Below are 25,220 nucleotides of genomic sequence, written 5' to 3'. Positions count from 1 at the left end.
TTTATGCAGTCGAATGAAAGCAGACAGCAAAAAAACGAAAAACGACAAAAGCCGCCCACTAAAAAGGCTGGAACGGGAAATCCGAAGCTTAGCGGAGAAAACCGCCCCTCTACGTAAGACATAAATACTGACTGATAAAACAGGGGAGGCTTACATGACGCCTTCCCTGTTTGCTATTATAATATCCAATTTTTAATCATTGCTGCCGTATGTAGCTGCTTTTGTTTAAGGTCATACCAATCGGTCAAATGCGGGTCTTCTTCCCATTTGGGTTCAATGAACCATTTTTTTTTAACCTTTTTTTTCATATCCCATTGCTCTGTCATTCCTGCTTGATGATGAATCAATGGATATACTCCCCTCAGCATCGGGGTTTCATGGTACCTAGGATTTTTTCGATATTGTTCATAATCATATCTGGCACCCGTTGGTTCTGTCCTGCAGGAAAATTCATAGAATAGCGGAAACAAATCTTCAGAAAATAAAAGGCCGGCCAACCTTTTCCCCAATTCAATCCTTTTATCGATATTTCTAAAATGCGAAACGGACGATCCATATAGTTCTCCATTGCAAGCAGGAAATAAAACCGTGCTAAAATGCATCCAGTCCTGCAGGAAAAATAAGAGAGAATGAAATACGAAAGATTGTTTTTTAATAACCGGTTCTTCTATGATGTTTTGTTCATTTATGATGAGCGCAGTGACTAATTTTTCCCGATTTCCATGTTTCCAAAAGGAATACCATTCGTTCGTCATGAATTTGGTAATAAAAAAATAATGACATAAGTGAAACAAAGGACGTCCATACTTCGTCGAATAATGATAGAGAAGTAATTGCGGATAAGCATCCTGGAATATTCTCCAGTTAGCTTCTTCATACGTCAGGAATAAAAGATGCCTGTATTTCTGGCCAAGCAAATGGGAAAACCAAATCCCTTCAAGATCACACATATTCCAGCCTGCATTTCTAGAAACCATCCCCGCTAAAAAAGACCATTGTATTTCGGGATGCATTTTGAAAAATCGTTCATATGCCTTTGTCCTTGATATATTATCCCTATTTCCTTTAGCGGTTTGGGCTTTTATGGAATGTAGCAATTGCTTTTCCGTCATTAATATTCGCATCTATGTGTCCGCCTTTCTATAGAGATGAATTGTGACATATAGTTGTACATAAATCCTATCGTTCTAAGAAACAATTCTTTTTATTCACATTTTGGATTCTTTTTTTGCTAATATAGATAAGTGAAAAAAAGGAGGGGTAAAAGTGGCATTTCATTATCCCAACGGACGAAGATTTGTACCGCAGGCTATGGAAGAAAAGAAAAGCCCACTTAAAAAAATCAGTTACAGCAACCGGGGAAAAACATTGGAAGACGATTTGAACGAAACCAATCAGTATTATTTAGCACACGGCATTGCCGTCATCCATAAAAAACCGACACCCATTCAAATTGTCGATGTCCACTATCCGAAAAGAAGTGCTGCAGTCATTAAAGAAGCTTATTTCAAACAAGCATCGACCACCGATTACAATGGTGTTTATAAAGGAAAGTACATTGATTTTGAGGCAAAGGAGACGAAAAACAGCAGTTCTTTCCCTCTGAAGAATTTTCATGACCATCAAATTGAACATATGAAACAAATCGTTCAGCATGACGGAATTGCATTTGTGATCATTCGGTTTTCAGCAATGGATGATATATATGTAATGAGTTCTGAACAACTGAGTTTTTATTGGAAGAGAATGAAAGAAGGCGGGCGCAAATCTATAACTCTTCAAGAGGTTGAAAGCAGTTCACGAAAGATTACTCTTGGCTTTCAACCGAGAATTGACTATATTAAAGTAGTAGATTCGCTCATCGCAGAAAATTTTTAGTTTTTTTAGAAAGGCAGGTTAGCTGTAATGGCTGAAAAATATAATACTAGAGAAGAACGCCGAAAGCAGGGGCAGACTCAAAAAAAGGGACAGAAAACAGGTCCTAAAAAGCCAACAAATATGCTTAAGCGAATTTTCCTTATACTTGTTACAATCGGAATAATAGGCCTTGTTGCCGGAGGAGCTGCAATGGCTTACTTTATCAGCGACGCTCCAAAACTTGACGAAAAGCTTTTGAAAGATCCGGTAACATCCAAGATTCTCGATGAAAATGGTAAATTGTTAGCTGAAATCGGTAAGGAAAACCGGGATTATGTAAATTATGAAGACATACCCGACCTTGTCGAAGAAGCTTTCCTGGCAACGGAAGATTCCCGCTTTTATGAACACCACGGGGTCGATTTCTTACGTCTGGGCAGTGCCGTCATAGCCAACGTCAAAAACGGATTCGGCTCAGAGGGTGCAAGTACATTGACCCAGCAGGTTATCAAGCGTTCTTATTTAACACCTGATAAAACCATTAAAAGGAAAGTCCAGGAAATGTGGCTATCCATACAGCTTGAAAGAAAATATACAAAAGAAGAAATTTTCGAAATGTATGTGAATAAGATTTTCTTTGCAAACCGTGCCAACGGGATCTTAACTGCATCGCAAACTTATTATGGAAAAGATCTTAGCGAATTGAAATTGAACGAAGCGGCCATGCTTGTAGGATTACCGCAAAGCCCAAGCAGGTATGACCCGTATAAATACCCTGAACGTGCGAAAGAACGCCGTGATATTGTCCTGCACTTAATGAATAAACATGGTTATATCACCGAAACGGAAATGAAAAATGCACAAAGCATCGATATTACAGAAGGACTTCAAGAAATCGATAAGAGCCAAATCGATACGACCGCATACGATGCATTCATCGATTTGGTAATTGAGGAAGTCGGGGATATGGGTGACTATAACGTCTTTACCGATGGTTTGGAAATCCAAACGACCATTGATAAAGATGCCCAGGAATATGTCTATAACATGTTGAACAGTGATGAAATCATCAATTATCCAAGTAAAGATCTCCAAGCCGGAGTCACATTACTCGATACAGAAACTGGTGAAATCAAAGCAGTTGGCGGCGGCAGGAACACGACGGTTAAACGCGGCTGGAATTACGCAACGGATGCCAAGCGATCACCTGGTTCGACCATCAAGCCGATTCTGGATTATGGTCCTGCCGTAGAATATTTAAATTGGTCCACCTACCATCAAATCAAGGATGAGGAATATTCTTACAGTGATGGAACATCGCTTAAAAATGCTTCCGGACGACATTATGGTACTGTAACGACTCGTGAAGCACTGGCACGGTCATTAAATATTCCTGCCTTAAAAACCCTTCAAGCAGTCGGCTTGGACCGGGCACGTGATTTCGCCACTGAACTTGGCATTCCTTTTGACAAGGAAATTACCGAATCTGCAGCATTGGGCGGCGGTAAGGATGTTTCAACACTTGAACTTGCCGGTGCATACAGTTCATTCGGAAACAACGGTATATATAATGAACCGCATAGTGTGAAAAAGATTGTTTTACGTGATAAAACAACCATCAAAAACAAGACGGAATCAAAACCGGTCATGAAAGATTCCACAGCTTTCATCGTGACGGATATGTTGAAAAGCGTCATGAAAGAACCTTATGGAACAGGAAGGTTAGCCAATATACCAAGTCTCCCTGTAGCCGGTAAAACGGGTTCAACCAATTTCACACCTGAACAGCGTGCAGCGAACAACATCCCATCTTCCGGTGTAAAAGATAGCTGGATGGCAGGTTATACAACCAATTATACTGTCGCGGTTTGGGCTGGTTATGATAATGCATCTGGTGAGAAAATGGAATATCTGGGTGAATCATCTCAAAGGATCCCTAAATCCATCTTTAAGAACTTAATGGAACATATGGCTCAATCAAAAGAAACGAAAGACTTTGATCAACCTGACAGTGTTGTGAAGGTTGGAGTCATCAAAGGTTCGAATCCAGCTGTTAAAGCCAATGAATACACACCAAGCAGTAAAATCACTTATGAATATTATGTTAAAGGTCACGAACCGACACAAGTGACGACAGAATATGAAAAAATCGACTCACCTGGCATTAACGCTTCTTACAATCAGGAAAGCAATGAAATCAATCTTTCATGGTCATATCCTAAAGGAAATGGGAATACCCAATTCGAGGTTAAGATGTCCGTAGATGGCGGAGCAGAGAGCGTATTAAAAAAATCGAAGGATACTAGTTTAACGATCCCTAATCCAACCCCTGGTAGTAAATATACTTTCTCAGTGGTAGCTTTAGTGGATAACCAACAAAGTGATCCTGCGAGTACATCAGTCAAAATACCTGCTGAAGCGGAAGCTCCTGAGGATACTGAGGACGAGGAGATTAAAGATCCGGCCGAAGGTGAAGATCCTGAACAAGAAACGCCTGCTGAGGGCGAAGAAGATAAGCAAGGCGAAGACAAAAATAATAATGGCGAAAACGGCAATAATGGAAATGACGAAAATAACGGCAATAATGGTAATAATGGTAATAACGGTAATGGCAACAATGATAATAATGGTAATGGCAACAACACTGATGATGGAAATGGAAATGGCAATAATGGTGGTGATGAGGACGTCGAAGGCGGGGATGATGCCACTGACCCTGGAACGGTTGAAGAGGAAAAACCAGTCGAGACCCCTGACCCTAACCCTAACCCTAACCCGGACCCAGATCCAAACAAAGATACGGAATAAATATATATAAAGATTGACTTAAAAAACGTCTAAGCTAAAAGCTTAGACGTTTTTTTGGATGTTCTTATTTTTGATCATGAACTTCACATATTGCTTTTCAAATTCTCGGAACAACTCACTAAGCTGTCTATATGAATGAAAAAAAGCGGGTCTAGCAAGGATGAAAGAAAGCCTTTCAGCAAGGTTCACCGGAATATTGGTAAAGGATTCTATTTTTGCCCGTAAATCACTCAAAACCACTGGCTTTCCATGCATCCAGAAGATTGCGGTTAAAAATAAACCGATCCCCTGCTTCATGAGTAACAAAGTCTGCCCCACTTTTCGCTCGGAAAATAGCAAACTGCATTCTGAATCAATTCCCTTCCATTTTTCCAGCAGTTCCTTTATATGCAATGCCCCCATAGACCAAGGAGCATAAGCCTCTACATTATTATAATAAAGTAACTCATACGGAAAAGCCTCGAATGGGATCGTTCCACTCCAACCTGCAAAACGCTCTTTTTCCAAGATGGTTTCCTTTTCAGGGAAAAACAAAGGGTGGTCCAATACTTCAGGGACTTTTAATGATATGGACTGCGTCAATTGGCTTCTTTCCTTTTCATTCTTTTTTTTCCTTCACGGCATAATTCAAGAAGCGGGCAGGTTTCACATCTTGGTGACTGGGCCTTGCAATGATAGCGTCCAAAGAATATCAGGCGGTGATGCGTAACGGACCATTCATCCTTTGGTATCTTAGCCATCAACGTTTTCTCAACATCAAGGACACTATCCTTCCAACGGCATAATCCCAGACGCTTGGAAACACGCTCTACATGGGTATCCACAGCAATCGCAGGCACATCAAAAGCAACGGAAACGACTACATTCGCCGTCTTTCTGCCAACGCCAGGCAATTTAACAAGCTCATCACGATCTCTGGGAACTTCCTTACCGTATTCTTCGATCAGCATGCGCGACAACTTTTGTATATTCTTAGCCTTGTTACGAAACAAACCGATTGAGCGAATATCATTTTCCAGCTCTTCTATCGGAACGCTTATGTAATCCTCAGGCGTTTTATATTTTTGAAATAAATCCTTCGTTACTTTATTGACTAATACATCCGTACACTGAGCTGACAGGGCAACAGCAATCACCAATTCAAATGGATTGGAGTGATTCAGCTCACAATGGGCATCCGGAAACATTTCACCCATCGTATCCAGACAATATCGAATTTGAGCTTTATTCAACATATTGGTTCTCCTTCAATTTACATTACTGCTCAAGCCAGTTATAGAAAGGCACATCTTTCAATGGTCGTGCATTTTCCGTCTTTCGGTCCCTCTTTTGGTGAACTCTAAATTTTTGTCCTTGCTCCCTTGCCTGTTCCAAGGTTTTAATTCCATTCTTTTTCCACTCGAATAAAATTCGATCAATATATCGGAAATTCAATTTTCCGGAAATGACAGACTCCCTCAAAGCTGACTTAATGATTTCGGGTTGATGGTCATCCTCCATCCACATTGCCAATGTCTCACATTCATAAGGAGATAAAGGGCGGCCGAACTCCTGTTCAAAAATCGTATAAAGACTCTCCCCCGCTTTTTGGATTTCAGCAGACTCTGTCTGTTTCAAAGTTTTCAAGAAACAGTCCATCATTTTTTCATAAAGTGGAGACAACGAGTATTTTTCCTGTCCGATTTCTTGGCTATCCTCAACCATCATTTCAATAAATCCCCTTTGGACCAAACGCTGGATCAAGAATAGACATTCCGTTTCCTGCAATGTCATTCGGTCAGAAAGTTGGGATGGTGCAGGGAAATGGTTACCTTTATCTATGAAGCTTTGCAATTGTAATAAAAGGACCATTTCTTGTTCATTTAGTCCCATTGTACTATAGTTAGTCAGCAAAAAGGATGGAATCGTTATCGTTCCTTCCTTAAACCACGCATATAAATGTTCTTTATTCATGTTTTTGGACACCTCTGGTTAAGTATAACATGAATACGGCTCCCCGAATAAGTTTATAATTTTAACAAAAAACGGTTATCTGCCAAATATGGCAAGATAACCGCTTCATTACGGAATCAAGGATATAATCGATTTAATAGGCGTGGGAACGGGATGGTTTCACGGACATGCTCGACTCCACTGATCCATGCAACGGTACGTTCCAATCCCAAACCGAAGCCTGAATGCGGTACAGAGCCATATTTTCTTAATTCCATATACCATTTGTAAGCATCCTCGCTCAAGCCATGCTCATTGATTCTCTGCTCTAGCAATTCCTGATCATGAATCCGCTCTGAACCGCCAATTATTTCTCCATATCCTTCTGGAGCGATCAAATCGGCACAAAGAACGACTTCTTCCCTGTCAGGGTCTGGCTGCATATAAAAAGGTTTGATTTTAGTTGGGTAATGAGTTATGAAAACGGGCTTATCATAACTTTCCGCAATCGCAGTTTCGTGCGGAGCCCCAAAATCATCACCCCATTGGATATCATTAAATCCTTGTTCATGAAGGAACTTAATGGCCTCATCATATGTAATACGCGGGAAAGGAGCTTGAATTTGTTCAAGCTTCGCTATGTCACGGCCCAGTGTATTCAACTCAAGCTGACAGTTTTTCAATACGGATTGGACGATTGAAGAAACGAATTGCTCCTGAACCTCCAGGTTTTCTTTAAATTCGATAAAAGCCATTTCTGGTTCAATCATCCAGAACTCGATTAAATGTCGTCTTGTTTTGGATTTTTCTGCCCTGAAGGTAGGTCCAAATGAAAATACCTTCCCAAGTGCCATGGCAGCCGCTTCCATATAGAGCTGACCACTTTGTGAAAGGTATGCATCCTCATCAAAGTACTTGGTCGCGAACAATTCACTCGTTCCCTCTGGTGCGCTTCCAGTTAAAATTGGGGGATCCACTTTAACGAAACCTTCTTCATTAAAGAATTCATATGTAGCACGGATTATTTCATTACGGATCTTCATGACTGCATGCTGCCGTTTTGAACGCAGCCATAAATGGCGGTTATCCATTAAGAATTCAGGACCATGCGCTTTAGGTGTAATGGGATAATCCAATGATTCATGAATGATTTCAATATCTTTCACCTGTAACTCAAAACCGAACGGCGAGCGTTCATCCTTTTGAATGACACCTGTTACATACAAGGATGACTCTTGCGAAACCGATTTCGCACGAGCGAATATTTCTTCACCCACATCAGCTTTCACGACCACACCTTGAATGAAACCAGAGCCATCACGGATTTGAAGGAAAGCAATTTTCCCACTGGAACGTTTGCTGGCAAGCCAGCCTCCAATGGTTACTTCTTGTTCGACGAATTTGCTAGCATCTTTTATTGTAATTTTCACGGAATTTACCTCCAAAAATAGCTTAACTTACTAAGGAATTTACTCTACTTATTATACCCATAGCCCTGCTTACAAGCAAATAAATCAATTGAAGTAGAACTTCCATGCCTTTTCTATCACTCTTATTATGTTTGGAGCATACCCGCCAGATTATATGGTAGATTATTTTTCACTATCGCCCAAAGCTCATTACAGTAAAGTCATCTTGGTATATGTATCATTCAACATTTCCATTTTCAACAAGGGATTGAATCCTATCAACCAATGGTAATCATTTTCGCCTTCAACAAAGTTTCAAATGATGCATATAATTGAAAAGCACTTTTAGGATTTCTTATTTGGCAGGAAAGCAGCTCTTCAAGTCTTTTGATCCGATACCGTAAACCACTCATTGAAATGTTCAATTCTTTCATACTGCATTCAAGATTTCCACCACATTGCAGGAATACATAAAGCGTTTTCAATAATTCCTTCATTTTTGGGTCATCTTTCATTAATAAAGGAGCCAGCATTTTCTCTGCCTTTTTTAGTACCGCTGGAGTACTCCCCGTATGCATTAAAATGGATAGCAGATCTACTTCTTCAAATTTGATAATATCCCGAGTTCCTTCATTCATATTCAATGCGGTTAAAGCTTCTTGAAAAACCTCGTGAGCCCGTTCCAATTCATCACTTATTGTGCTAAGACCCATTTTAAAGTTATATCCGCTAAAAACAGTATATAAGTGATTGATGCATTCCTTGGTGCGAAGCTGATATTCAGTTCCCGGACTCAGCGGTATAAGCAATACGATATTACCATCCCTTAAGGCTGTTAAGACAACTTGATTCCGCTTTTTAAAGAAACTATAAATCTCTTCGATGATTTTCTGCTGAATGAAATAGTCATTCGCTGTCCCCCGATCGGAGGAAAAACCATAGCCAAGCAACGCAATGGTGAAAGGATGATCCAATGAAGCGTCTAAATACATGCTTTTTTTAATTATTTCTTCTCTGGAAGCAAACTCTCCATTTAATATTTGTTCAAGAAATAAACCTTTTACCCTTTCAAGGGCTTCAAAACTGCTTTTCTCATTTAAGAGGAATAAGGAACCGGTCATGGAAACCCTTTCAAGAATCATTCGATTGATTTCCAGGTTCGTTTTTCCTTCAACCGGATCCGATTGCGCAAAAACACAATAGCCGTAAGTTTTATTTTGTAACGTTATGGGAGTATAAAGCAGCTCCATCCCATCTTTTACGATTCTTCCGGTCTCCAATGTGGCAGGACCATTTTCCCTCATCAGTTTGAGCTGATTCCTGACTTCCCTTACCTTCCCTATGTGAAACCCAGCATGATAAACCTGATTGCTATTGAAATTCTCCATCAACAAAGGAATTTTCGTTTTCTGATAAACCATCCTCACTATCGATTGAAGGCTTCTTCCGTTAATTAACTCCTCTGTCAGCAAATTATGAATATCCATCACTTTTGATAAACTATTGCGTTCCTCCAGCAGCTTTTCATATGTTACGGCAAGCTCTTGTACAATCGGTTTGGTTTTATAATATTTCAACTCATCTTGAATCTCCAGGCCCCATAAATGTATCGATTTACCTTCGTATCTACACTCTGATTGCCCTGCTCCCTTACAGGCACTTTCTTTAAAAATCACTTCGTGACCGCAGACCGTCGAATAAAATCCACTTGCATAACCCGTCAATGTATAACAGACTGGCTTTTCCGCAATGCCTATCTGGGTGATATGTTCCTCTGCCTCATAGGAATTCACCCAAACCCCTTCCACCTTTACAGAGTGTACATCCGTTTGATTATCCATTGATAATTCCAGGTTCGTAGTATTAACTTTTGTATAACCCTGCAGCATATGTAAGATTGGACCTTGCCTCAGTATTTCCTTTACCGTTGACAAATCCCTTTTTAGCATCATTGACTCCGATATTCCAGCCATAACGTATTAAAAAAGACTTCATTCTTTCAAATCCAATATTCTCGATCAAGTCTTTTCTTAGGGTACCGAAAATTGAAGAGGAAGTCAGGATCATCCTCTCATCATTTAAATGAATTTCCCCTTCATCATTCTTAAGATTCAAAAGATTCGTCATGATTCCCCACGGCTTTCCTTTTACATAATATTATACTTTTTCCACACCTTACCTATCAAGATAAAAATGTAAACGCATTCATATCATGCAGTGGTGGAAAAGCCGGTGGGAGTCCGATACAAACCATTCTTTTTCACGTTTTTCTACTCAGATTAATTCGTTCGGAGCCGGATCAAATCAGCATCAATGCCTTCATCTTCATTTATCCACTTATCGTTTGTCCAGCCATGAAGGTCATAATCGTCCATTGCCAAGTCCACAAAAGCTTTGAATTTATCTGATTGTCCATTTGAATCTGCCATTTTCATGGTTTCCAGCCTAATATTTTCATGGTTACCCGCATAATTGATTTCATATAATTCATTCCTGCCACCAAATTCAGTTCCGATGGAATCCCATATAAGTTTCATCAGTTTTACCCTTTCCACTGCCGAAACCCCGCCAGAACCCTTATAATATTTTTCGAGATACGGACGGACCTCAGGGTTTAAAAAATCCTTGGAGCTTGATGGGAGTTGAATGAGATTACCTGCTACAACCTGTTCAAATATCTGTTTTACCTTTGGCCATACCATAGGTGCAAACACCCTATATGCAGTTGCGTATGTGCTATTGGGCAGAACAGTGCCATACGGCCCTACCATCGGATCTGTAGCCATCGCTGTCGAGATTGCCCAAAACATATTCCTGTAAGCAAGCACTTCCCCGATGTTGGCTTGTACTCCCCTAAATTGATTCGTTCCTGCCATCTCCGTAGCCTTCATCAGAAGCCCAGCCATAAAGTCCAATTTCACCGCATAGCGTGTACAGCCATGAAATGTATATCGGTTCATCCACCCAGTCTTGGATCTAAATCCATTGGCAATTTCCACATTATTATAGGCGAATACATTCTCCCATGGGATGAATACATGATCAAGGACGATGACTGCTTCATTCTCGTCGAACCGACTAGAAAGCGGGTAATCGAAAGGAGTGCCTGTCCTCGCAGCCGTTTCTTCAAAAGACTGTCTGCTGATCATTTTTAATCCCGGCGCATTCATCGGCACAAAGAAAATCAATGCATGGCTTCTATCCCCTTCCCCAAGATCGACAGGAGAATAATTCGCGACAAAATTATAATTCGTAAGTGCTGCTGAAGTTCCAACCATTTTAGCTCCACTTACGATTATTCCATCATCCCGCTCTTCCACCGTACGTACAAATACCTCTTTATTTTCATGTAGCGGTTTATTCCTGTCCATTGCCGGATTTATAATTGTGTGGTTACAGAAGGGAACGTCCTTTGTGGTTTTTTCATACCATCTTTTCGCATTATCTTCAAATCCCTTATAAAAATCGCTATACGGTCCCAATGACCCTGTAAAAGCAGCTTTGTAATCAGGGGTACGACCCATGAAACCATAGCTCAATTTTGACCATTCTGCTATGGCATCCCTTGCTTCAAGCAGCTCTTTTGCGTTCTTTGAAGCCTTGAAGAACTTATGGGTAGTATGGCCTTCATCTGTCTTAGCCGTTAAAATCCGAGCACTAACCGGATCATGGAGAGCATCATATAGTTGGGCAATTGACCTTGCAGAATTGCGATATGCTGGGTGTGTCGTAACATCATCTACCTTATCGCCGTTCAAGAATACCGTTCTTCCGTCTCGTAAACTTTCTAAATACTCTTTGCCATTCATCATCGGAACATCCCCCATTCACAATCTTTCAATTTAGATTTCTAGCTTTATACTAACTAAATGTTCAAGGCATTTTTCTGTTGAAACCCCTCTTTTTTCTAACATTTTTTGTCTGATTTTACTGAATAATCTAAATATGTTGAACTTAAACAAAAAATCATATACGATATCATATATGATTATTAATAAAATCAAGGGGTGAGTGTCCATGGCAAAAGCAAGAGTGAAACTCAAAAAGTCAGATTATTCGGAAGAAATGGAAATACTGTCGAACCGCTATATATTAATGAACGGTGATAAGTATGAGGTATCACAAATCAATTTGGATAACCCTATTTCAGGAACGGTATATGGAACATTATTAAACTATAAAGGATCATTGGAAGCATTGAAGGGAAAGATCGACCATCCTCCTTATAATGAACCTCCTAAAGGGCCGATCCTATATATTAAACCTAGAAACACGTTTTCTTCTTTTTCAAATCCAGTTCCCCTTCCAAACGGCATACCTGAATTGGAAATCGGGGCCGCACTGGGAATTGTAATCGGTAAAACGGCTACAAGAGTCAAGAAAGAACATGCATTGGATTATATAGAAGGTTTTACGATCGCCAATGATATTAGCGTTCCACATGAAAGTGTTTTCCGTCCTGCTATCCGCCATAAAGCCCGTGATGGATTTTGCCCGATCGGTCCATGGGTCGTATCCAAGGAATCGATATCCAGCCCCGATTCTTTAGGAATCCGTGTATATATAAATGGAGAGCTAAAGCAAGAAAATTCAACTTCAAATCTAATTCGCTCCATATCCCGCCTTATTGAGGATGTAACAGACTTCATGACTTTGAGTACGGGTGACGTCCTTCTAGTTGGAGTTCCAGAGAATGCACCGCTGGCAAAAGCCAATGATCATGTCAGAATAGAAATAGACGAAATCGGGCATTTGGAAAATACTATCATTTCCGAGGAAAAACTATCACTGGAGGGGATTTTATGAAGAGAGCACGTGTAGCCTATGCAGGTGCCGTACATCCAGCAAGTGAATATTATGGCCAGCTCAAATTGGCGGATGGACGGATTGTCAATGAGCAGGATGTTGTCTGGCTTCCCCCGGTGGAACCACGAACTGTCTTCGCGCTTGGCCTGAATTATGCAGACCATGCGAAGGAGCTTGCTTTTAAAGCCCCGGAAGAACCCCTTGCGTTCTTAAAAGGTCCCAATACCTTTATCGGCCACCGTGGGCAGACAAGGCGGCCTGCTGATGCAGCTTATATGCATTATGAATGTGAACTTGCAGTCGTCATAGGTAAAAAGGCGAAAAACATAAAAAAGGAAGAAGCCTATAAGTATGTAAGTGGATATACGATTGCAAATGATTATGCAATACGTGATTATCTGGAGAATTACTACCGACCAAACTTAAAGGTCAAAAATCGCGATACCTGCACCCCCATTGGACCTTGGCTAGTCGATGCCGAAGATATTCCAGATCCTTCGAACCTTGCCATCAAAACTTACGTCAACGGAAAATTGACTCAGCAAGGCAACACGAAAGACATGATTTTCGGCATTGCTGATTTAATTGAATATTTCAGCAGCTTCATGACATTGAGTCCAGGCGATATCATTTTGACAGGCACACCTGAAGGATTGGCGGATACCGCTGTAGGCGATGAAATCATCACTGAAATTGAAGGAATCGGGAAACTCGTCAGCACAATAGTAGGTGACGATGCATTTACTGAAGGCGGGGATCGGCCGCATCTAAAAATCCATAATTAACGGAAGGGACTAATCACATGCCTCATATAATTATTGAATATACGGATAATATCAAAGATGAAATCCAGATTGATGGCTTATTAAAGAAGGTGAATGATGTCCTGATATCTTACCCTTCCATCTTTCCAATTGGCGGCATTCGATCCCGGGCCATTGAATTGAAGCATTATCGTGTTGCCGATGGTACAGAGGATGATGCCTTTGTTCATGCCATCCTAAAAATTGGCGCTGGACGCCAGGACGGTGATAAAACCAAAGTATGTGACCATCTATTCGAAACGATGGAATCTCATTTGGCATCCCTCTTTTCAAAAAGATATCTTGCACTCTCCATGGAACTTACGGAATTCAGTAATTTTGGCACATATAAAAAGAATAATATCCATGATCGATATCATAAATGAACAAGATTTCATATTTAAAGGCCTCCCCCTTCATTGGGGAGGCCTTTAAATCATTATGTTTTGCCACTGCTGCCGCGCTCAGTTGATTTCTGCAAGGTTTTCAGTACGGTTCAAGAACTCCTTGACACGATCCACATATTCCTGTTTATCATAGCCGTTATATAAAGCGCTCGCCATACGGACCGGATCTCCAAAAAAGAATCTTTCGTACAGCGTTTGCCTGGATCCAAATGAACTCATGCATACATCCCATGCGAGACGATACAATTTGACCCTGTCATATGCTCCACCATTCGCGGCTTGAAGATATTTATCCAAATCCGGTCGAAGCTCCGAATTGAAATCGGCTTCATTTGGAATCGCCATTAAGCCGCTAGCTCCAAGAAGCTGCATTATTTCACTGAATCTAGGGTAAATCTTCGGATAATAATTACGGGCAATGTTTAATGGTGTAAAATCAGGTGTCATCATTCCCCATTTATCCAATTTCGCGTTTGCCTCCGAAGCTGTTATGAAAGCCTTTAGCGTTTCAAGCGCCATGATGACTTCCGATATTTTCTCCTGAACATGCTGGTATTGCCCGATATTGATGGTTTCCGCCATAAGTTGCAAAATCCCCAGAATGAACTCAGTTTTGGCGATATTCTTCGATACCACCTGATGGGTCATATGAACAACTGCATTGCTTTCATTATATGCCTGGTTGCAAATGCCGACATCCCCATATGCAAATACCCGATTCCAAGGAACGACTACATCATCAAAAACGATAATCGTATCCATCTCCTCAAATCGTGAACCAAGTGGATGGTCAAAATGTGATTTGCCATAGTCGAATGATTCACGACAGATGAATTTCAACCCCGGTGTATTATTTGGAATGGAGAATGCGAATGCATAAGGGTTTTCTTCTTCTGATTGTTTTAGCAATGTCGAAGGGAAAACCATGATTTCATCCGTTATTCCTCCTTGTGTAGCTAATAATCTGGCTCCCTTTATAATAAGCCCTTCTGAATTCTTGCCAGCAATTCTTGCAGCGATGTAAGGGTCCGGAAGCTTTGCGGCACTAACTCCCCTATTAACCTGTGGTTGAATCAAGGTATGTGTCAACGACAAATCCTTTTCCCGGCAGAGCTCATAATAATCCTTCATATTTTTTGAAAATGCCGAATCCTGAGTGCCGAACATATCCGCTGCAGTACCGTACGCCATCATCCCACTGTTGATATAGTCAGGGGAACGTCCCATCATTCCATTATTATGCCTTGCCCATTCTTGAAACATCTTCCTCCTTTTTTCAAGGTCTTCCTTTGTCCGCGGCTGCATGAATGAGGTCCCTACTCTTTCGTTTGAAGTTGGTGAAATATAAGTCATGATGTCATTTTTCGCGGAATCATGCTGCAAATCATATAATTCAGCCTGTGTTTTCATGACCCCTTTAAAAGCTGGGTGTTGACTGATCTTATCTTTTACTTGCTCTCCATTGATCCATACATTCGCCTTTGCTTTGTCTACCCTATCGATATATTCTTTACCTGTTTTAGCCGGCATGCTTGCATCCCCCTTTAAAATCGATATAAATGAAGCGCTTACAATTAAAATTCCAAATATTGAATTAATTTATATAACAAAATATACCATGTGTTATGATATATATAAAATACTTTAAAAATTCAAAATGTATATGTAAATCATATGTATGAGGTGTATAAAATGGACATCCGGCAGTTAAAATATTTTGTGACAATCGTTCAGGAAGAACAAGTAACCAAAGCTGCAAAAAAATTACATATGGCTCAACCGCCTCTTAGCCAGCAACTTAAATTGATGGAAATGGAAATTGGTGAAAAACTTTTCGATCGGAATGGAAAGAAACTTAAACTCACTGAGACTGGTCAGGTTTTATATAAAAAAGCTGAAGCTCTATTGAATCAGTTTGAAGAAACACTTCTGGAAGTGAAGGAAGTCAGTAAAGGGGTAAAGGGCACTCTTTCCATAGGGTCTGTAAAAACCTGCTTTTCTTACATTCCGCAAAGGATGAGAACCTTTAGAGTAAAATACCCTGATATACGATTCAAGTTAATGGAAGGTGATACGTTCCGTTTAACGGAAGGCTTAATAAACAGGGAAATCGAGTTGGCCATCGTACGACTCCCAATTAATGGTAATCAGTTTTCGTCGGTTAACCTTCCACCGGAAGATTTTGTACTTGTCACCCCACATGATTGGGATATCCCAGACTTCATCGAATTTAAACAAATCAAGGAAGTTCCCCTCTTGTTGCTGCATAGGGTAAGCGGTCAAGGTACATATGAGCTTATAGTGGATGAGTGCTTCAGACATGGATTTGAACCTACGATTGTATGTGAATGTCCTGATGCTGCAATGATATTATCTTTAGTGAAGGAAGGAATAGGAGCTACCATCATGCCACGTACCACATCCAATTCGTTTTCAACCCAGGGTATAAATATAGTCGAATTGATAGATTGTGAAGTACAATCCGAAGCCGCGCTTATTTGGCTCGAAGAACGCTATCTTTCCAAAGGCGCCGTCAAATTTCTAGAAACTTTTTCCGAATGAATGGCCAGTTATCCTTAAATCTTCATTTCATTTGCACCTTTTCTAATAATCTATGGTGTTGGTTGGAATTTCTATTCCATTGAAAAGAAAAAAAGCAACCTAGATGGCTGCTTTTAAAAATCGATTCACAAGTTCGATGAGCTGCACTTTATTTATATGCATATCATTCAATGTCGCAAAACACCCTTAACATCATGACCCGTATTGGACTTTACGAGGATTTCATTATAATTGTCTTTTGTAACCGTTTCCAAATCTGTCCTGCGGTTACTGAACAGGGAACCTAAATAGCATGCGAGGAACCCAAGAGGAATGGAAACGATTCCTGGTGAATTCAAAGGGAAAATCGGGTCACCTGTCATTATGGTGGCTCCGGGAACCGGGTTCCAGACATTTGGACTTAAGGCCACGAGCAAAAGTGTACCAAAAAGACCTGTCATCATACCGACCATTGCACCGGTTTTATTGAATTTTTTCCAATAGATGGTGAGAAGGATGACCGGCAAATTCGAACTGGCTGCCAATGTAAAAGCAATCGATGCCAGAAACGCTACATTGAATTCCTGCAGACCTAATGATAAAACGATTGCAAGTGCAGTCACACCAATGGACGCCCATCTAGCCATCGTCATTTGCTGTTTTTCCGTTGCTTTTCCATCTTTTAAAATTTCATTGTAAAAATCATGTGAAAATGCCGTAGCACCTGTTAAAACGATTCCCGCAACAACTGCCAGTATCGTTGCAAAGGAAACGGCCGCAATAAAGGCGAATAAGATGTCCCCGCCCACAAGTTGGGCCAATAATGGTGCAGCCATGTTACCCGCTGGATTAGCGGTCATGATATTCGATGTTCCAACCAACTTCGCAGCACCGAATCCGAGAAAAATGACCATGATATGAAAAGCACCCATAATCCACATCACCCAAACAACCGACTTCCTTGCCACTTGTGCATTCGGGACAGTCAGAAAACGTATTAAAATGTGCGGTAGACCTGCCGTTCCCAGAATTAGGCCCAGGGACAAGGAAGCTGCATCCCACCCACTGGCATATTTAATACCTGCCTTCAGGTAAGCTGCTCCCATGGGTGTCGCTGTTTTCATTTCCGTGAAAATTCCGATGAAACTAAAATTCAACTTCCACATGACGATCATAAATAATATAAACACGCCGCCAATCAGCAGGATTGCTTTAATGATCTGCACCCAGCTCGTCGCCGTCATCCCCCCAAATAGTACAAATACCAACATTACAAGACCTACGATAATGACAGAGGTATTATACGGGATGTCTAAAAGCAATTTAAATAAAGCACCTGCCGCAACAAGTTGACCCAGCATGTACATGACTGATATCACCAAGGTATTAAAAGCGGTCACTCCCCGGACCTGTTTATATTTAAACCTTGTAGTCACCATATCAGCCAATGTGTATTTCCCTAAGTTCCTTAAAGGTTCAGCCACCAGGAATAATACAACAAGGAATGAAACAAGTGCTCCGTACATCAGGAAAAATCCATCATACCCCGTTAAGGAAAATGCTCCAATCAACCCTAAAAATGTGGAAGCCGACATAAAATCCCCGGCCAATGCAAGTCCATTTTGCCTAGCTGTCAAACCGCCCCCAGCCGTATAAAAAGAGCCTGCCGTTTTAGTTTTTTTGGAAGCGAAATACGTAATGAAAAGGGTGCCTATCGACATTAGTGCAAAAAGAATAATAACTGTCCAATTCATGATTCAAAGCCCTTCTTTCTCGATGATTTCTTTTATTTGTTCATCGATTCTTTCGGATTTCCTTACATATACGCTGCAAACCCATACAGACATAACCGTGATGGAGACACCGTACACCCACGCCCATGTTATGTCTCCAATGAAAGGGTGATCCAGGATATCAGTGTAAAAAACTAAGAAGGGCAAAAGCAGGGAATATCCCATAAAGAATATCGTAAAAGGGATGACGAATTTCTTTTTATCGGAAAGCATATTCTGAAACTCTTTGGAAGCAACAATCCTTTCATAATCCACTAGATTAGTTTGTTCCGATTCTTGAAGGTTTTTTTCCAACCGAACCATCTCTTCACACCTCTTCTGATATTTATTTTTCAAAGGACGGTACTATAACTAGTATTGAGCCTTTCCATTGCCAAATCTTTTCCAAAAACCCAAACAACTCATCTGCACAAGAAGGGCTAAGCCCATCCCTAAGCTTTCCGAACGCATTTTGTCTAACCGGTGAAACATACAGACAGGGCAGCAGTTAGTTCCCCTGCTGCCCTGTCCCAGACTATATCTTATAGAAGGCTTGCACTTTCGCAATAGACTTAGCTTGCGCCCTATCAATGACAATGTGCGGTCAATGTATGTTTTTGCCGAAACACTCGATCATTCATCCTGAATCCCGCTTTTTTCAGATGATGAATTCAGGCTTGCTTTTTGCCAGAATCGGTTCTTTAAGAGGAACTTCTTCACCTGATATTATATCAAGGACAGCAGAAGCCTCATCAAACCATGAATCCGGGGCTTTTGCTCCCCAAAATGTCTGGCGTCTTGGATCATTCAAATCCCAATGAATCGGTTCGATATCAGGGTCAGATGTTAAGTAATCCCCATTGTATAATTCGATTCTGTGACCGTCCGGGTCTCTTAAATATAGGAAGAATGCATTGGATAGGCCATGCCTTCCTGGTCCGCGTTCGATGGACTGTGCATATCCAAGTGATGCCAGTACATCACAGGCATGGATAATTGCAAGGGGGTCAGGCAGAAAGAAGCCTACATGATGAAGTCTTGGACCGATTCCGTTCATGAATGCCTGGTCATGGACGGTTTGCTTTCTATGTAGCCACGTAGCCCATAATTGGCCCGACTCATCCACTGTATCTTCCGAGCAGGCAAAACCTAATTCTTTCACATAAAAATCATAGGCTTTTTGGACATTTGTTACATTACAATTCACATGATCGATCCTTTGGACCCTTGACCCCCTATGCATATCGAATCTTTGCAGCAATCTCTCTGCTTTATCCATTTTGCTGAAAAACTCGATTGGCAATCCTGAAATATCCTGAACTCGGAGCGACTTGCCTAGTGCATGCTGTGTTCCTTCCTTCATCCACTTCATTTTCATTCCCTTGGACAGGAAGAAAGATTCCAATTCTTCAAGGTCTTCCTCTTTTTCAACCTTGTATCCTATCGCTTCAACGCTTGGCTTTTCTGCCTTTTGCAAGATAAGCGAGTGATGATGCGCTTCCTCTAAACCACGTAAATATATGTGATCATTCGTTCTTTCCGTTTCAATAAAACCTAAAGCATCCACATAAAAGGCTCTTGATTTATCTAAATCCGTTACATTAAGTATCGTTCTCGCAACACGAATAATAGAAAAATTCATTGTATTCTCCCCTTCTTTATGACACCCGATTATTTTTCAGCAGAAGAAACGGCATTTCGTTTTATGTCCCCAAATTTGGGAATGTGATGTTCTCCAATTGCTACGTGGATAACTTGTGTTTCCGTATAGAATTCAAAGCTATAATGGCCACCTTCACGTCCTACCCCACTATATTTCGATCCTCCAAACGGTATCCGCAAATCCCTTACGTTTTGGGAATTCACCCATACCATCCCACTATCGACAGCTTGAGCAAACCTATGTCCCCGTTTCATATCATTTGTCCATACATATGCAGCAAGCCCATACTTTACATCATTAGCCATTCTCAGTACTTCCTCTTCGGTCTTGAAAGGAATGACTGCCATGACTGGTCCAAAAATCTCTTCTTGTGCTACCGTCATATCATTTGTACAGTTCAAGAGAAGCGTCGGGGCAATATAATTCCCTTCGTTGAACGCACTTGGTATCGCACCGCTTACAATTTCAGCCCCTTCATCTTTTGCTATATCCAGATAACGGGAGACATTATTAAAGTGGTCACGATGGATCAGCGGTCCGATTTCCGTTTCTGGATCCATTGGGTTTCCAATTTTGATACTATGAACACGTTCCTTCAATTCTGCAACGAACTGGTCTATTATCGATTCATGGACAAATAATCTGGAATTGGCTGTGCATCGCTCCCCATTGAATGAATAGATTCCCCAAACCACCGAATCCAGGGCCTTTTCCAGATCGGCATCTTCAAAAATGACGGCTGGTGATTTACCTCCGAGTTCCATGGAAAAACGTTTCATCGTATCCGCACCATTTTTAATGATTTCAGCGCCAGTTGTCGTTTCTCCGGTAAAGGATATCAATTGGACCTCTGGATGGGCAACCAAGGACGCCCCAGCTGTCTCCCCAAAACCGTGAACGATATTGAATACGCCCTTTGGCAGACCGGATTGGTCAATGATTTGTGCTAATTTATTGGCAGTCAATGGAGACCACTCCGCCGGTTTAAGGACACATGTATTACCTGTAGCCAGAGCCGGGGCGATCTTCCAGGTTTCTAACATGAAAGGCGCATTCCAAGGAGTGATTAATCCTGCGACTCCTATCGATTTATGAATCGTATAATTGATGAAAGTGTCATCCACTTGATACGACTCCCCTATCAGCCTGCTTTTCACCATTTCAGAATAAAAACGGAAATTCTCCGCTCCCCTTGCCGCCTGTTTTTTTGTCTGGCTAATCGGCAACCCTGTATCAAGGGATTCCAAAAAGGAAATTTCTTCGGCATTCTCTTCAATTAAATCAGCAATCCTATTAATGTACTTCAATCTTTCTTCCACTTTCATCGTTCTCCATGGACCGTTATCGAATGCAGCTCTTGCGGCGGCTACCGCTTGATCAATATCCTCTTTAAATCCTTCTGCCACATTATTGATTGCTTGATTATTAAAAGGGCCTAGATTTTCAAATGTTTTTCCTGAGATTCCATCAACAAATTGACCATTGATGTAATGCTTGACATCTTGCACCGGAAAAGTTTGCATGAATAAATCCTCCTTTAAAAATTAATTCAGGAAGATGACAATAATCGTTTGGATTTGTGCAATCTTCCCAATCTAGCAATTATGACTGGATTTTTTGGTCAATCAAACCGTATGATTGAAGGGTTTCACGCAGTTCTTTTTCCAACGGTTCCGAAGGCGGTCCCATCGGCGGCCGTAATGCAGGATTGATTTTCCCCATCATCCCCATCGCAGCTTTTAATGGTCCTGGATTGGTTTCTTTAAACAAAACATCATTCAATGGCATTAATTTGTAATGGAGGTCAAGTGCCTTTTCCACATCACCCTCCACCCAATGGTTATAAATTTCAGCCACTTCTTTAGGAGTGATATTAGCTGTAGCACTAATATGTCCTGCTCCTCCAATAGCCAGCATCGGATAGCATAATAATTCGATGCCAGAATATAAGAGAAAATCCCTTCCGCAATTCAATAAGACACGGTTCACATGTTCAAAATCTTTATTAGATTCCTTTACGCCAATTATATTTTCACAATCTTCAGCAAGGCGTGCCAATGTCTTAACTTCCAAATTCGTTGCCGTTCTTCCGGGAATGTTATAAACGATAAGCGGGATATCAACGGAATCGGCCACCGTCTTAAAGTGATTGTAAAGTGCCTGCTGATTCGGCTTATTGTAATAAGGAACGATGACTAAAGCAGCATCAGCCCCCATTTCCTGTGCCCTTTTAGTCAAATGCAATGTTTCTTTCTGATTGGCAGATCCAGTACCTGGTGCAACCGGAACACGTGCTTTTGCTGCTTTGATTGCCGTTTCCATCACTAATTCCCGTTCCTCAATCGTTAGAGAACTCGGCTCGCCGGTAGTCCCGCATACCGAGATTCCATGGGAACCGCTTTCAATATGCCAGTTTACTAGATTTTCAATGGCCTTTACATCCACTTCCATCTTGTCATCAAATGGAGTGATAATTGGAGCTATGGATCCTCTTAAACGACTTTTGATTTCCTCGTACATTTTTTCTACCGCCCTTTCGTTATTTGAATATTCGGAATAATTAAACGAAAAAATCGACCTTGCTTTTATGAATAATCGATCGACTATTATAAAACAAGGCCTGGGTCATCAAAGTGCCTGATCGTGATTAGTTTCCGACCTCTGCTTGAATGTATTGATGGCATTCAGTTTATGCTTTCTCACCAGAGATTCAATTTCTTCAAAAGATGCTTTTTCCTTTAAAAGCTTTATGATGCTTTCATGTTCGCGAATCGATTGGACTGCGCGTTGCGGTACCATGGTGAACATGGACTTTCTGACTCTATTCATTCTTTGTTGAGCCTGTTTAATTTCCTCCTTCAAAAAGGAATTTCCGCACTTTTCATAAATTTCCTCATGGAAACATTCGTTTAACTTACCAAACAGCTCTAATTCAAAGTTATGGAGGGCTTTTTCCATTTCCTTGTTTAAATTAATCAGATTTTCAAAATCATCATCTTTCATCGTTAAAGAACTAAGGGCAGCTGCATATCCTTCAAGCAAAGATAGAACTGAAAGAGTTTCAATGTATTCGCTCTCATTAATGCTTGTAACCACTGCTCCACTATAAGGCTTATATTGAATAAGGCCGTCGGATTCCAGTTGTCTGATCGCTTCCCTGACAGGAATCGGACTTAGACTAAGTTCTTTTGCCGTTTGATCGATAATGATTCGCTGTCCAGAACCATATGTTCCATCCAAAATTAATTTACGAAGGTGCTCATAAGCTATTTGCTTTTTGCTGGGTATTTTGTTTTTCTCTTCCATATTTTCATCATATATGAAATCATATATGATTGCAACCGATTTTTATTAAAAATCATATATGATTTTTTCTTAATGTACTGTTTCTCTGCAGGACTTAATGGGACAAAAACTCAATTGATAAAAAGGGAGATCAGTAATCCACCTTTTCCTGTGCCATAGATATAATTCAACTAAAATAACCTGCAGACACTGATGTAGCCAGGTAGTCTGCAGGTTATTAAAAAATTATGCCATTTTTGATTTAACGAATGAATGTATTCTTTCAACTGCTGCTTCCAGCAGCTCCAGTGAAGTTGCATAAGAGAGTCTGATGTTATCAGGTGCACCGAACCCTGAACCTGGAATAACAGCCACTTGAGCTTCTTCCAGCAACGCAGTCGTAAAATCTTCGACATTGCTGTACCCTGTTAATTCAACTGCACGTTTAACGTTCGGGAATAAATAAAATGCCCCTTGTGGTTTAATGCAGCTTACGCCTGGAATTTCAACCAATTTATCATATATCTTATTCAAACGGCCTTCAAATGCCTGACGCATTTCCTCAACAGGCTCCTGCGTACCTTCATAAGCCGCAATCGCACCATATTGAGCAGTTGTGGTAGGATTTGATGTGCTATGGCTGGCAAGGTTCGCCATTGCTTTAATGATGGACTCATCACCGGCTGCATAACCTATTCTCCAGCCAGTCATCGAATGCGATTTAGAAACACCATTGATGATGATCGTTTGCTTTTTCAATTCAGGTGAAATCTCTGCAATGGATGTATGTTTAGCATTTCCATATACCAATTTTTCGTAAATTTCGTCGGAAACGATCAAGATATCATGAGCCAGGCAAACTTCCCCGATAGCCGCCAATTCTTCCCTGGAGTAAAGCATGCCCGTTGGATTGCTTGGCGAGTTGATGATAACCGCTTTCGTTTTTTCGGTAATTGCTTGTTCTAATTGTTCTTTAGTGATTTTATATTGATTTTCTTCCGTACCGACTACATAAACCGGCTTTCCGTCAGCAAGCTTGATTTGCTCAGGATAGCTCACCCAATATGGTATCGGGACAATGACTTCATCTTCTTCGTCCAGGATAGCTTGAAACAATGTGTAAAGCGAGTGCTTTGCACCTGAGCCAACTACAATTTCAGACGGTTTGTAATCCAAGCCTTGATCACGCTTCAATTTAGCCGCAATTGCTTCTTTTAGCTTCGGCAGACCAGCGGATGGCGTGTATTTAGTTTGACCTTCATTCATGGATAGAAGTGCTGCATCTATGATATGTTGGGGTGTATTATAGTCTGGTTCACCAGCACCCAAACCAATTATATCCAGACCTTGGGCCTTAAGCTCCTTTGCTTTTGCCGTAATGGCCAATGTTGTTGATGGCGTTAATGACTGAACCCGGTTCGCTAATTTCATATTAAATTAATCCTCCATTCTAAATGCTTCGATAATACTTTAGCCATTCCCCAGTTTTAAAATCATAATAGTCATAGTTAAAACGCTCGGATTCATCAAGATACGTTACTTCCCAAAGCGGAACGTTTTTTTCCATGCCTAGCTTAACCGAAATGATTTTTTGGGGATTAAGCTTTTCTTTGACAATGTTTAAAATCTCTTTTTTTGATTTACCATCTTTATAGTTTTCCACTACTATTTCTTTCTTCTTGTCCTCAGGAAGCCAGACTATTTTTTTAGTCCCTTTTTCTCCCTTACCAATGATGACGGAGTATGAATCCTGCCCATTATAAAGGTAGAATTCTTCCATGGTCACAAGGCCGCCCTCTTCCTTCGCCTTTTTAAAAGCCTCATTACCAGCCTCTTTTTTAGGCTGCAACGCTTTAATATATGCCCCGCTGACAAATCCGATAAAACAAAGGACCAGGATGGAAGCAATAATCAACCATTTTTTCAAAGCTGCTTTT

The 25,220-nt window shown here is 40.8% G+C and carries 23 protein-coding genes; 6 read left to right on the top strand and 17 right to left on the bottom strand.

Features of this window, described 5'->3' with window-relative positions:
- Nucleotides 1–176 precede the first annotated feature (176 nt).
- A complete protein-coding gene (locus ACQKMF_RS06180; protein ID WP_260358978.1) occupies nucleotides 177–1,124 on the bottom strand; it encodes a DUF2515 domain-containing protein in 948 nt (315 codons plus the stop codon).
- A gap of 142 nt (nucleotides 1,125–1,266) precedes the next feature.
- On the opposite strand from ACQKMF_RS06180, the gene recU reads away from it, so the two are divergent.
- Nucleotides 1,267–1,878, top strand: coding sequence for a Holliday junction resolvase RecU (gene recU / locus ACQKMF_RS06175; protein ID WP_101222375.1), 612 nt, complete (start codon nucleotides 1,267–1,269; stop codon nucleotides 1,876–1,878).
- A gap of 27 nt (nucleotides 1,879–1,905) precedes the next feature.
- On the top strand, nucleotides 1,906–4,665 hold the full coding sequence (locus ACQKMF_RS06170; RefSeq protein WP_427572159.1) for a PBP1A family penicillin-binding protein: 2,760 nt from the start codon (nucleotides 1,906–1,908) through the stop codon (nucleotides 4,663–4,665).
- Nucleotides 4,666–4,707: 42 nt separating this feature from the next.
- On the opposite strand, the gene ACQKMF_RS06165 is transcribed toward ACQKMF_RS06170, so the two are convergent.
- From ACQKMF_RS06165 to ACQKMF_RS06135, 7 genes are all read right to left on the bottom strand, one after another.
- On the bottom strand, nucleotides 4,708–5,247 hold the full coding sequence (locus ACQKMF_RS06165) for a YpoC family protein (RefSeq protein WP_402938069.1): 540 nt from the start codon (nucleotides 5,245–5,247) through the stop codon (nucleotides 4,708–4,710).
- Nucleotides 5,244–5,900 carry an endonuclease III gene (gene nth, locus ACQKMF_RS06160; protein WP_101222378.1) on the bottom strand — a complete coding sequence of 219 codons (657 nt, stop codon included), beginning with the start codon at nucleotides 5,898–5,900 and terminating at the stop codon, nucleotides 5,244–5,246. Before nth ends, ACQKMF_RS06165 begins: the two co-directional genes overlap by 4 nt.
- A 22-nt stretch (nucleotides 5,901–5,922) precedes the next feature.
- Complete coding sequence (locus ACQKMF_RS06155; RefSeq protein ID WP_101222379.1) at nucleotides 5,923–6,618, bottom strand: DnaD domain-containing protein; 696 nt, start codon at nucleotides 6,616–6,618, stop codon at nucleotides 5,923–5,925.
- Between the two features lie 116 nt (nucleotides 6,619–6,734).
- Nucleotides 6,735–8,027: an asparagine--tRNA ligase gene (gene asnS / locus ACQKMF_RS06150; protein WP_101222380.1), complete on the bottom strand. Its 1,293-nt coding sequence runs from the start codon at nucleotides 8,025–8,027 to the stop codon at nucleotides 6,735–6,737.
- Between the two features lie 257 nt (nucleotides 8,028–8,284).
- Nucleotides 8,285–9,847 (bottom strand): helix-turn-helix domain-containing protein, encoded by a 1,563-nt coding sequence (locus tag ACQKMF_RS06145; RefSeq protein ID WP_427572155.1) that lies wholly within the window; start codon nucleotides 9,845–9,847, stop codon nucleotides 8,285–8,287.
- 22 nt (nucleotides 9,848–9,869) lie between these two features.
- Complete coding sequence (locus ACQKMF_RS06140) at nucleotides 9,870–10,133, bottom strand: XylR N-terminal domain-containing protein (protein ID WP_427572153.1); 264 nt, start codon at nucleotides 10,131–10,133, stop codon at nucleotides 9,870–9,872.
- Between the two features lie 152 nt (nucleotides 10,134–10,285).
- The gene (locus tag ACQKMF_RS06135) at nucleotides 10,286–11,818 is read right to left on the bottom strand and encodes a 4-hydroxyphenylacetate 3-hydroxylase family protein (protein ID WP_402938079.1); all 1,533 of its coding nucleotides are present in this window, start codon (nucleotides 11,816–11,818) and stop codon (nucleotides 10,286–10,288) included.
- 205 nt (nucleotides 11,819–12,023) lie between these two features.
- Between ACQKMF_RS06135 and ACQKMF_RS06130 the strand changes: the two genes are divergently transcribed.
- From ACQKMF_RS06130 to ACQKMF_RS06120, 3 genes are read left to right on the top strand one after another with little or no spacing between them, the layout of a single operon-like run.
- Complete coding sequence (locus ACQKMF_RS06130; protein WP_402938083.1) at nucleotides 12,024–12,812, top strand: fumarylacetoacetate hydrolase family protein; 789 nt, start codon at nucleotides 12,024–12,026, stop codon at nucleotides 12,810–12,812.
- A complete protein-coding gene (locus tag ACQKMF_RS06125) occupies nucleotides 12,809–13,597 on the top strand; it encodes a fumarylacetoacetate hydrolase family protein (protein ID WP_260358982.1) in 789 nt (262 codons plus the stop codon). Before ACQKMF_RS06130 ends, ACQKMF_RS06125 begins: the two co-directional genes overlap by 4 nt.
- 17 nt (nucleotides 13,598–13,614) lie before the next feature.
- Complete coding sequence (locus tag ACQKMF_RS06120; protein ID WP_402938088.1) at nucleotides 13,615–14,001, top strand: 5-carboxymethyl-2-hydroxymuconate Delta-isomerase; 387 nt, start codon at nucleotides 13,615–13,617, stop codon at nucleotides 13,999–14,001.
- A 78-nt stretch (nucleotides 14,002–14,079) separates the two neighbouring features.
- Here ACQKMF_RS06120 and hpaB read toward each other — a convergent pair whose 3' ends face one another.
- A complete protein-coding gene (hpaB, locus tag ACQKMF_RS06115; RefSeq protein ID WP_260358983.1) occupies nucleotides 14,080–15,552 on the bottom strand; it encodes a 4-hydroxyphenylacetate 3-monooxygenase, oxygenase component in 1,473 nt (490 codons plus the stop codon).
- Between the two features lie 162 nt (nucleotides 15,553–15,714).
- On the opposite strand from hpaB, the gene ACQKMF_RS06110 reads away from it, so the two are divergent.
- Entirely contained in the window at nucleotides 15,715–16,584 is an 870-nt protein-coding gene (locus tag ACQKMF_RS06110) for a LysR family transcriptional regulator (RefSeq protein ID WP_402938092.1), read from the top strand.
- A 167-nt stretch (nucleotides 16,585–16,751) separates the two neighbouring features.
- Here the strand turns inward: ACQKMF_RS06110 and ACQKMF_RS06105 are convergent, their stop codons facing one another.
- The 8 genes from ACQKMF_RS06105 to ACQKMF_RS06070 all read right to left on the bottom strand — a co-directional run bounded on the left by ACQKMF_RS06105 (nucleotide 16,752) and on the right by ACQKMF_RS06070 (nucleotide 25,210).
- The gene (locus ACQKMF_RS06105; protein ID WP_402938095.1) at nucleotides 16,752–18,317 is read right to left on the bottom strand and encodes a solute symporter family protein; all 1,566 of its coding nucleotides are present in this window, start codon (nucleotides 18,315–18,317) and stop codon (nucleotides 16,752–16,754) included.
- 3 nt (nucleotides 18,318–18,320) lie between these two features.
- Nucleotides 18,321–18,659, bottom strand: coding sequence for a DUF485 domain-containing protein (locus ACQKMF_RS06100; protein ID WP_101222389.1), 339 nt, complete (start codon nucleotides 18,657–18,659; stop codon nucleotides 18,321–18,323).
- A 334-nt stretch (nucleotides 18,660–18,993) separates the two neighbouring features.
- Nucleotides 18,994–19,977 (bottom strand): 3,4-dihydroxyphenylacetate 2,3-dioxygenase, encoded by a 984-nt coding sequence (gene hpaD / locus ACQKMF_RS06095; RefSeq protein WP_101222390.1) that lies wholly within the window; start codon nucleotides 19,975–19,977, stop codon nucleotides 18,994–18,996.
- Nucleotides 19,978–20,006: 29 nt separating this feature from the next.
- On the bottom strand, nucleotides 20,007–21,521 hold the full coding sequence (hpaE, locus tag ACQKMF_RS06090) for a 5-carboxymethyl-2-hydroxymuconate semialdehyde dehydrogenase (protein WP_402938099.1): 1,515 nt from the start codon (nucleotides 21,519–21,521) through the stop codon (nucleotides 20,007–20,009).
- Between the two features lie 79 nt (nucleotides 21,522–21,600).
- Entirely contained in the window at nucleotides 21,601–22,518 is a 918-nt protein-coding gene (gene hpaI, locus ACQKMF_RS06085) for a 2,4-dihydroxyhept-2-ene-1,7-dioic acid aldolase (RefSeq protein ID WP_101222392.1), read from the bottom strand.
- A gap of 108 nt (nucleotides 22,519–22,626) precedes the next feature.
- The gene (locus ACQKMF_RS06080; RefSeq protein ID WP_230176940.1) at nucleotides 22,627–23,304 is read right to left on the bottom strand and encodes a GntR family transcriptional regulator; all 678 of its coding nucleotides are present in this window, start codon (nucleotides 23,302–23,304) and stop codon (nucleotides 22,627–22,629) included.
- Between the two features lie 225 nt (nucleotides 23,305–23,529).
- Nucleotides 23,530–24,714, bottom strand: coding sequence for a pyridoxal phosphate-dependent aminotransferase (locus ACQKMF_RS06075; protein WP_230176941.1), 1,185 nt, complete (start codon nucleotides 24,712–24,714; stop codon nucleotides 23,530–23,532).
- Between the two features lie 19 nt (nucleotides 24,715–24,733).
- Nucleotides 24,734–25,210, bottom strand: coding sequence for a DUF5590 domain-containing protein (locus ACQKMF_RS06070; protein ID WP_063233239.1), 477 nt, complete (start codon nucleotides 25,208–25,210; stop codon nucleotides 24,734–24,736).
- Between the last annotated feature and the right edge of the window lie 10 nt (nucleotides 25,211–25,220).

It is taken from the genome of Peribacillus sp. NPDC101480 (assembly GCF_050277335.1).
Lineage (GTDB): Bacteria > Bacillota > Bacilli > Bacillales > DSM-1321 > Peribacillus.
The sequence above is the reverse complement of the archived record's forward strand: the minus strand, read 5'-3'. Positions and strand labels throughout refer to the sequence as shown.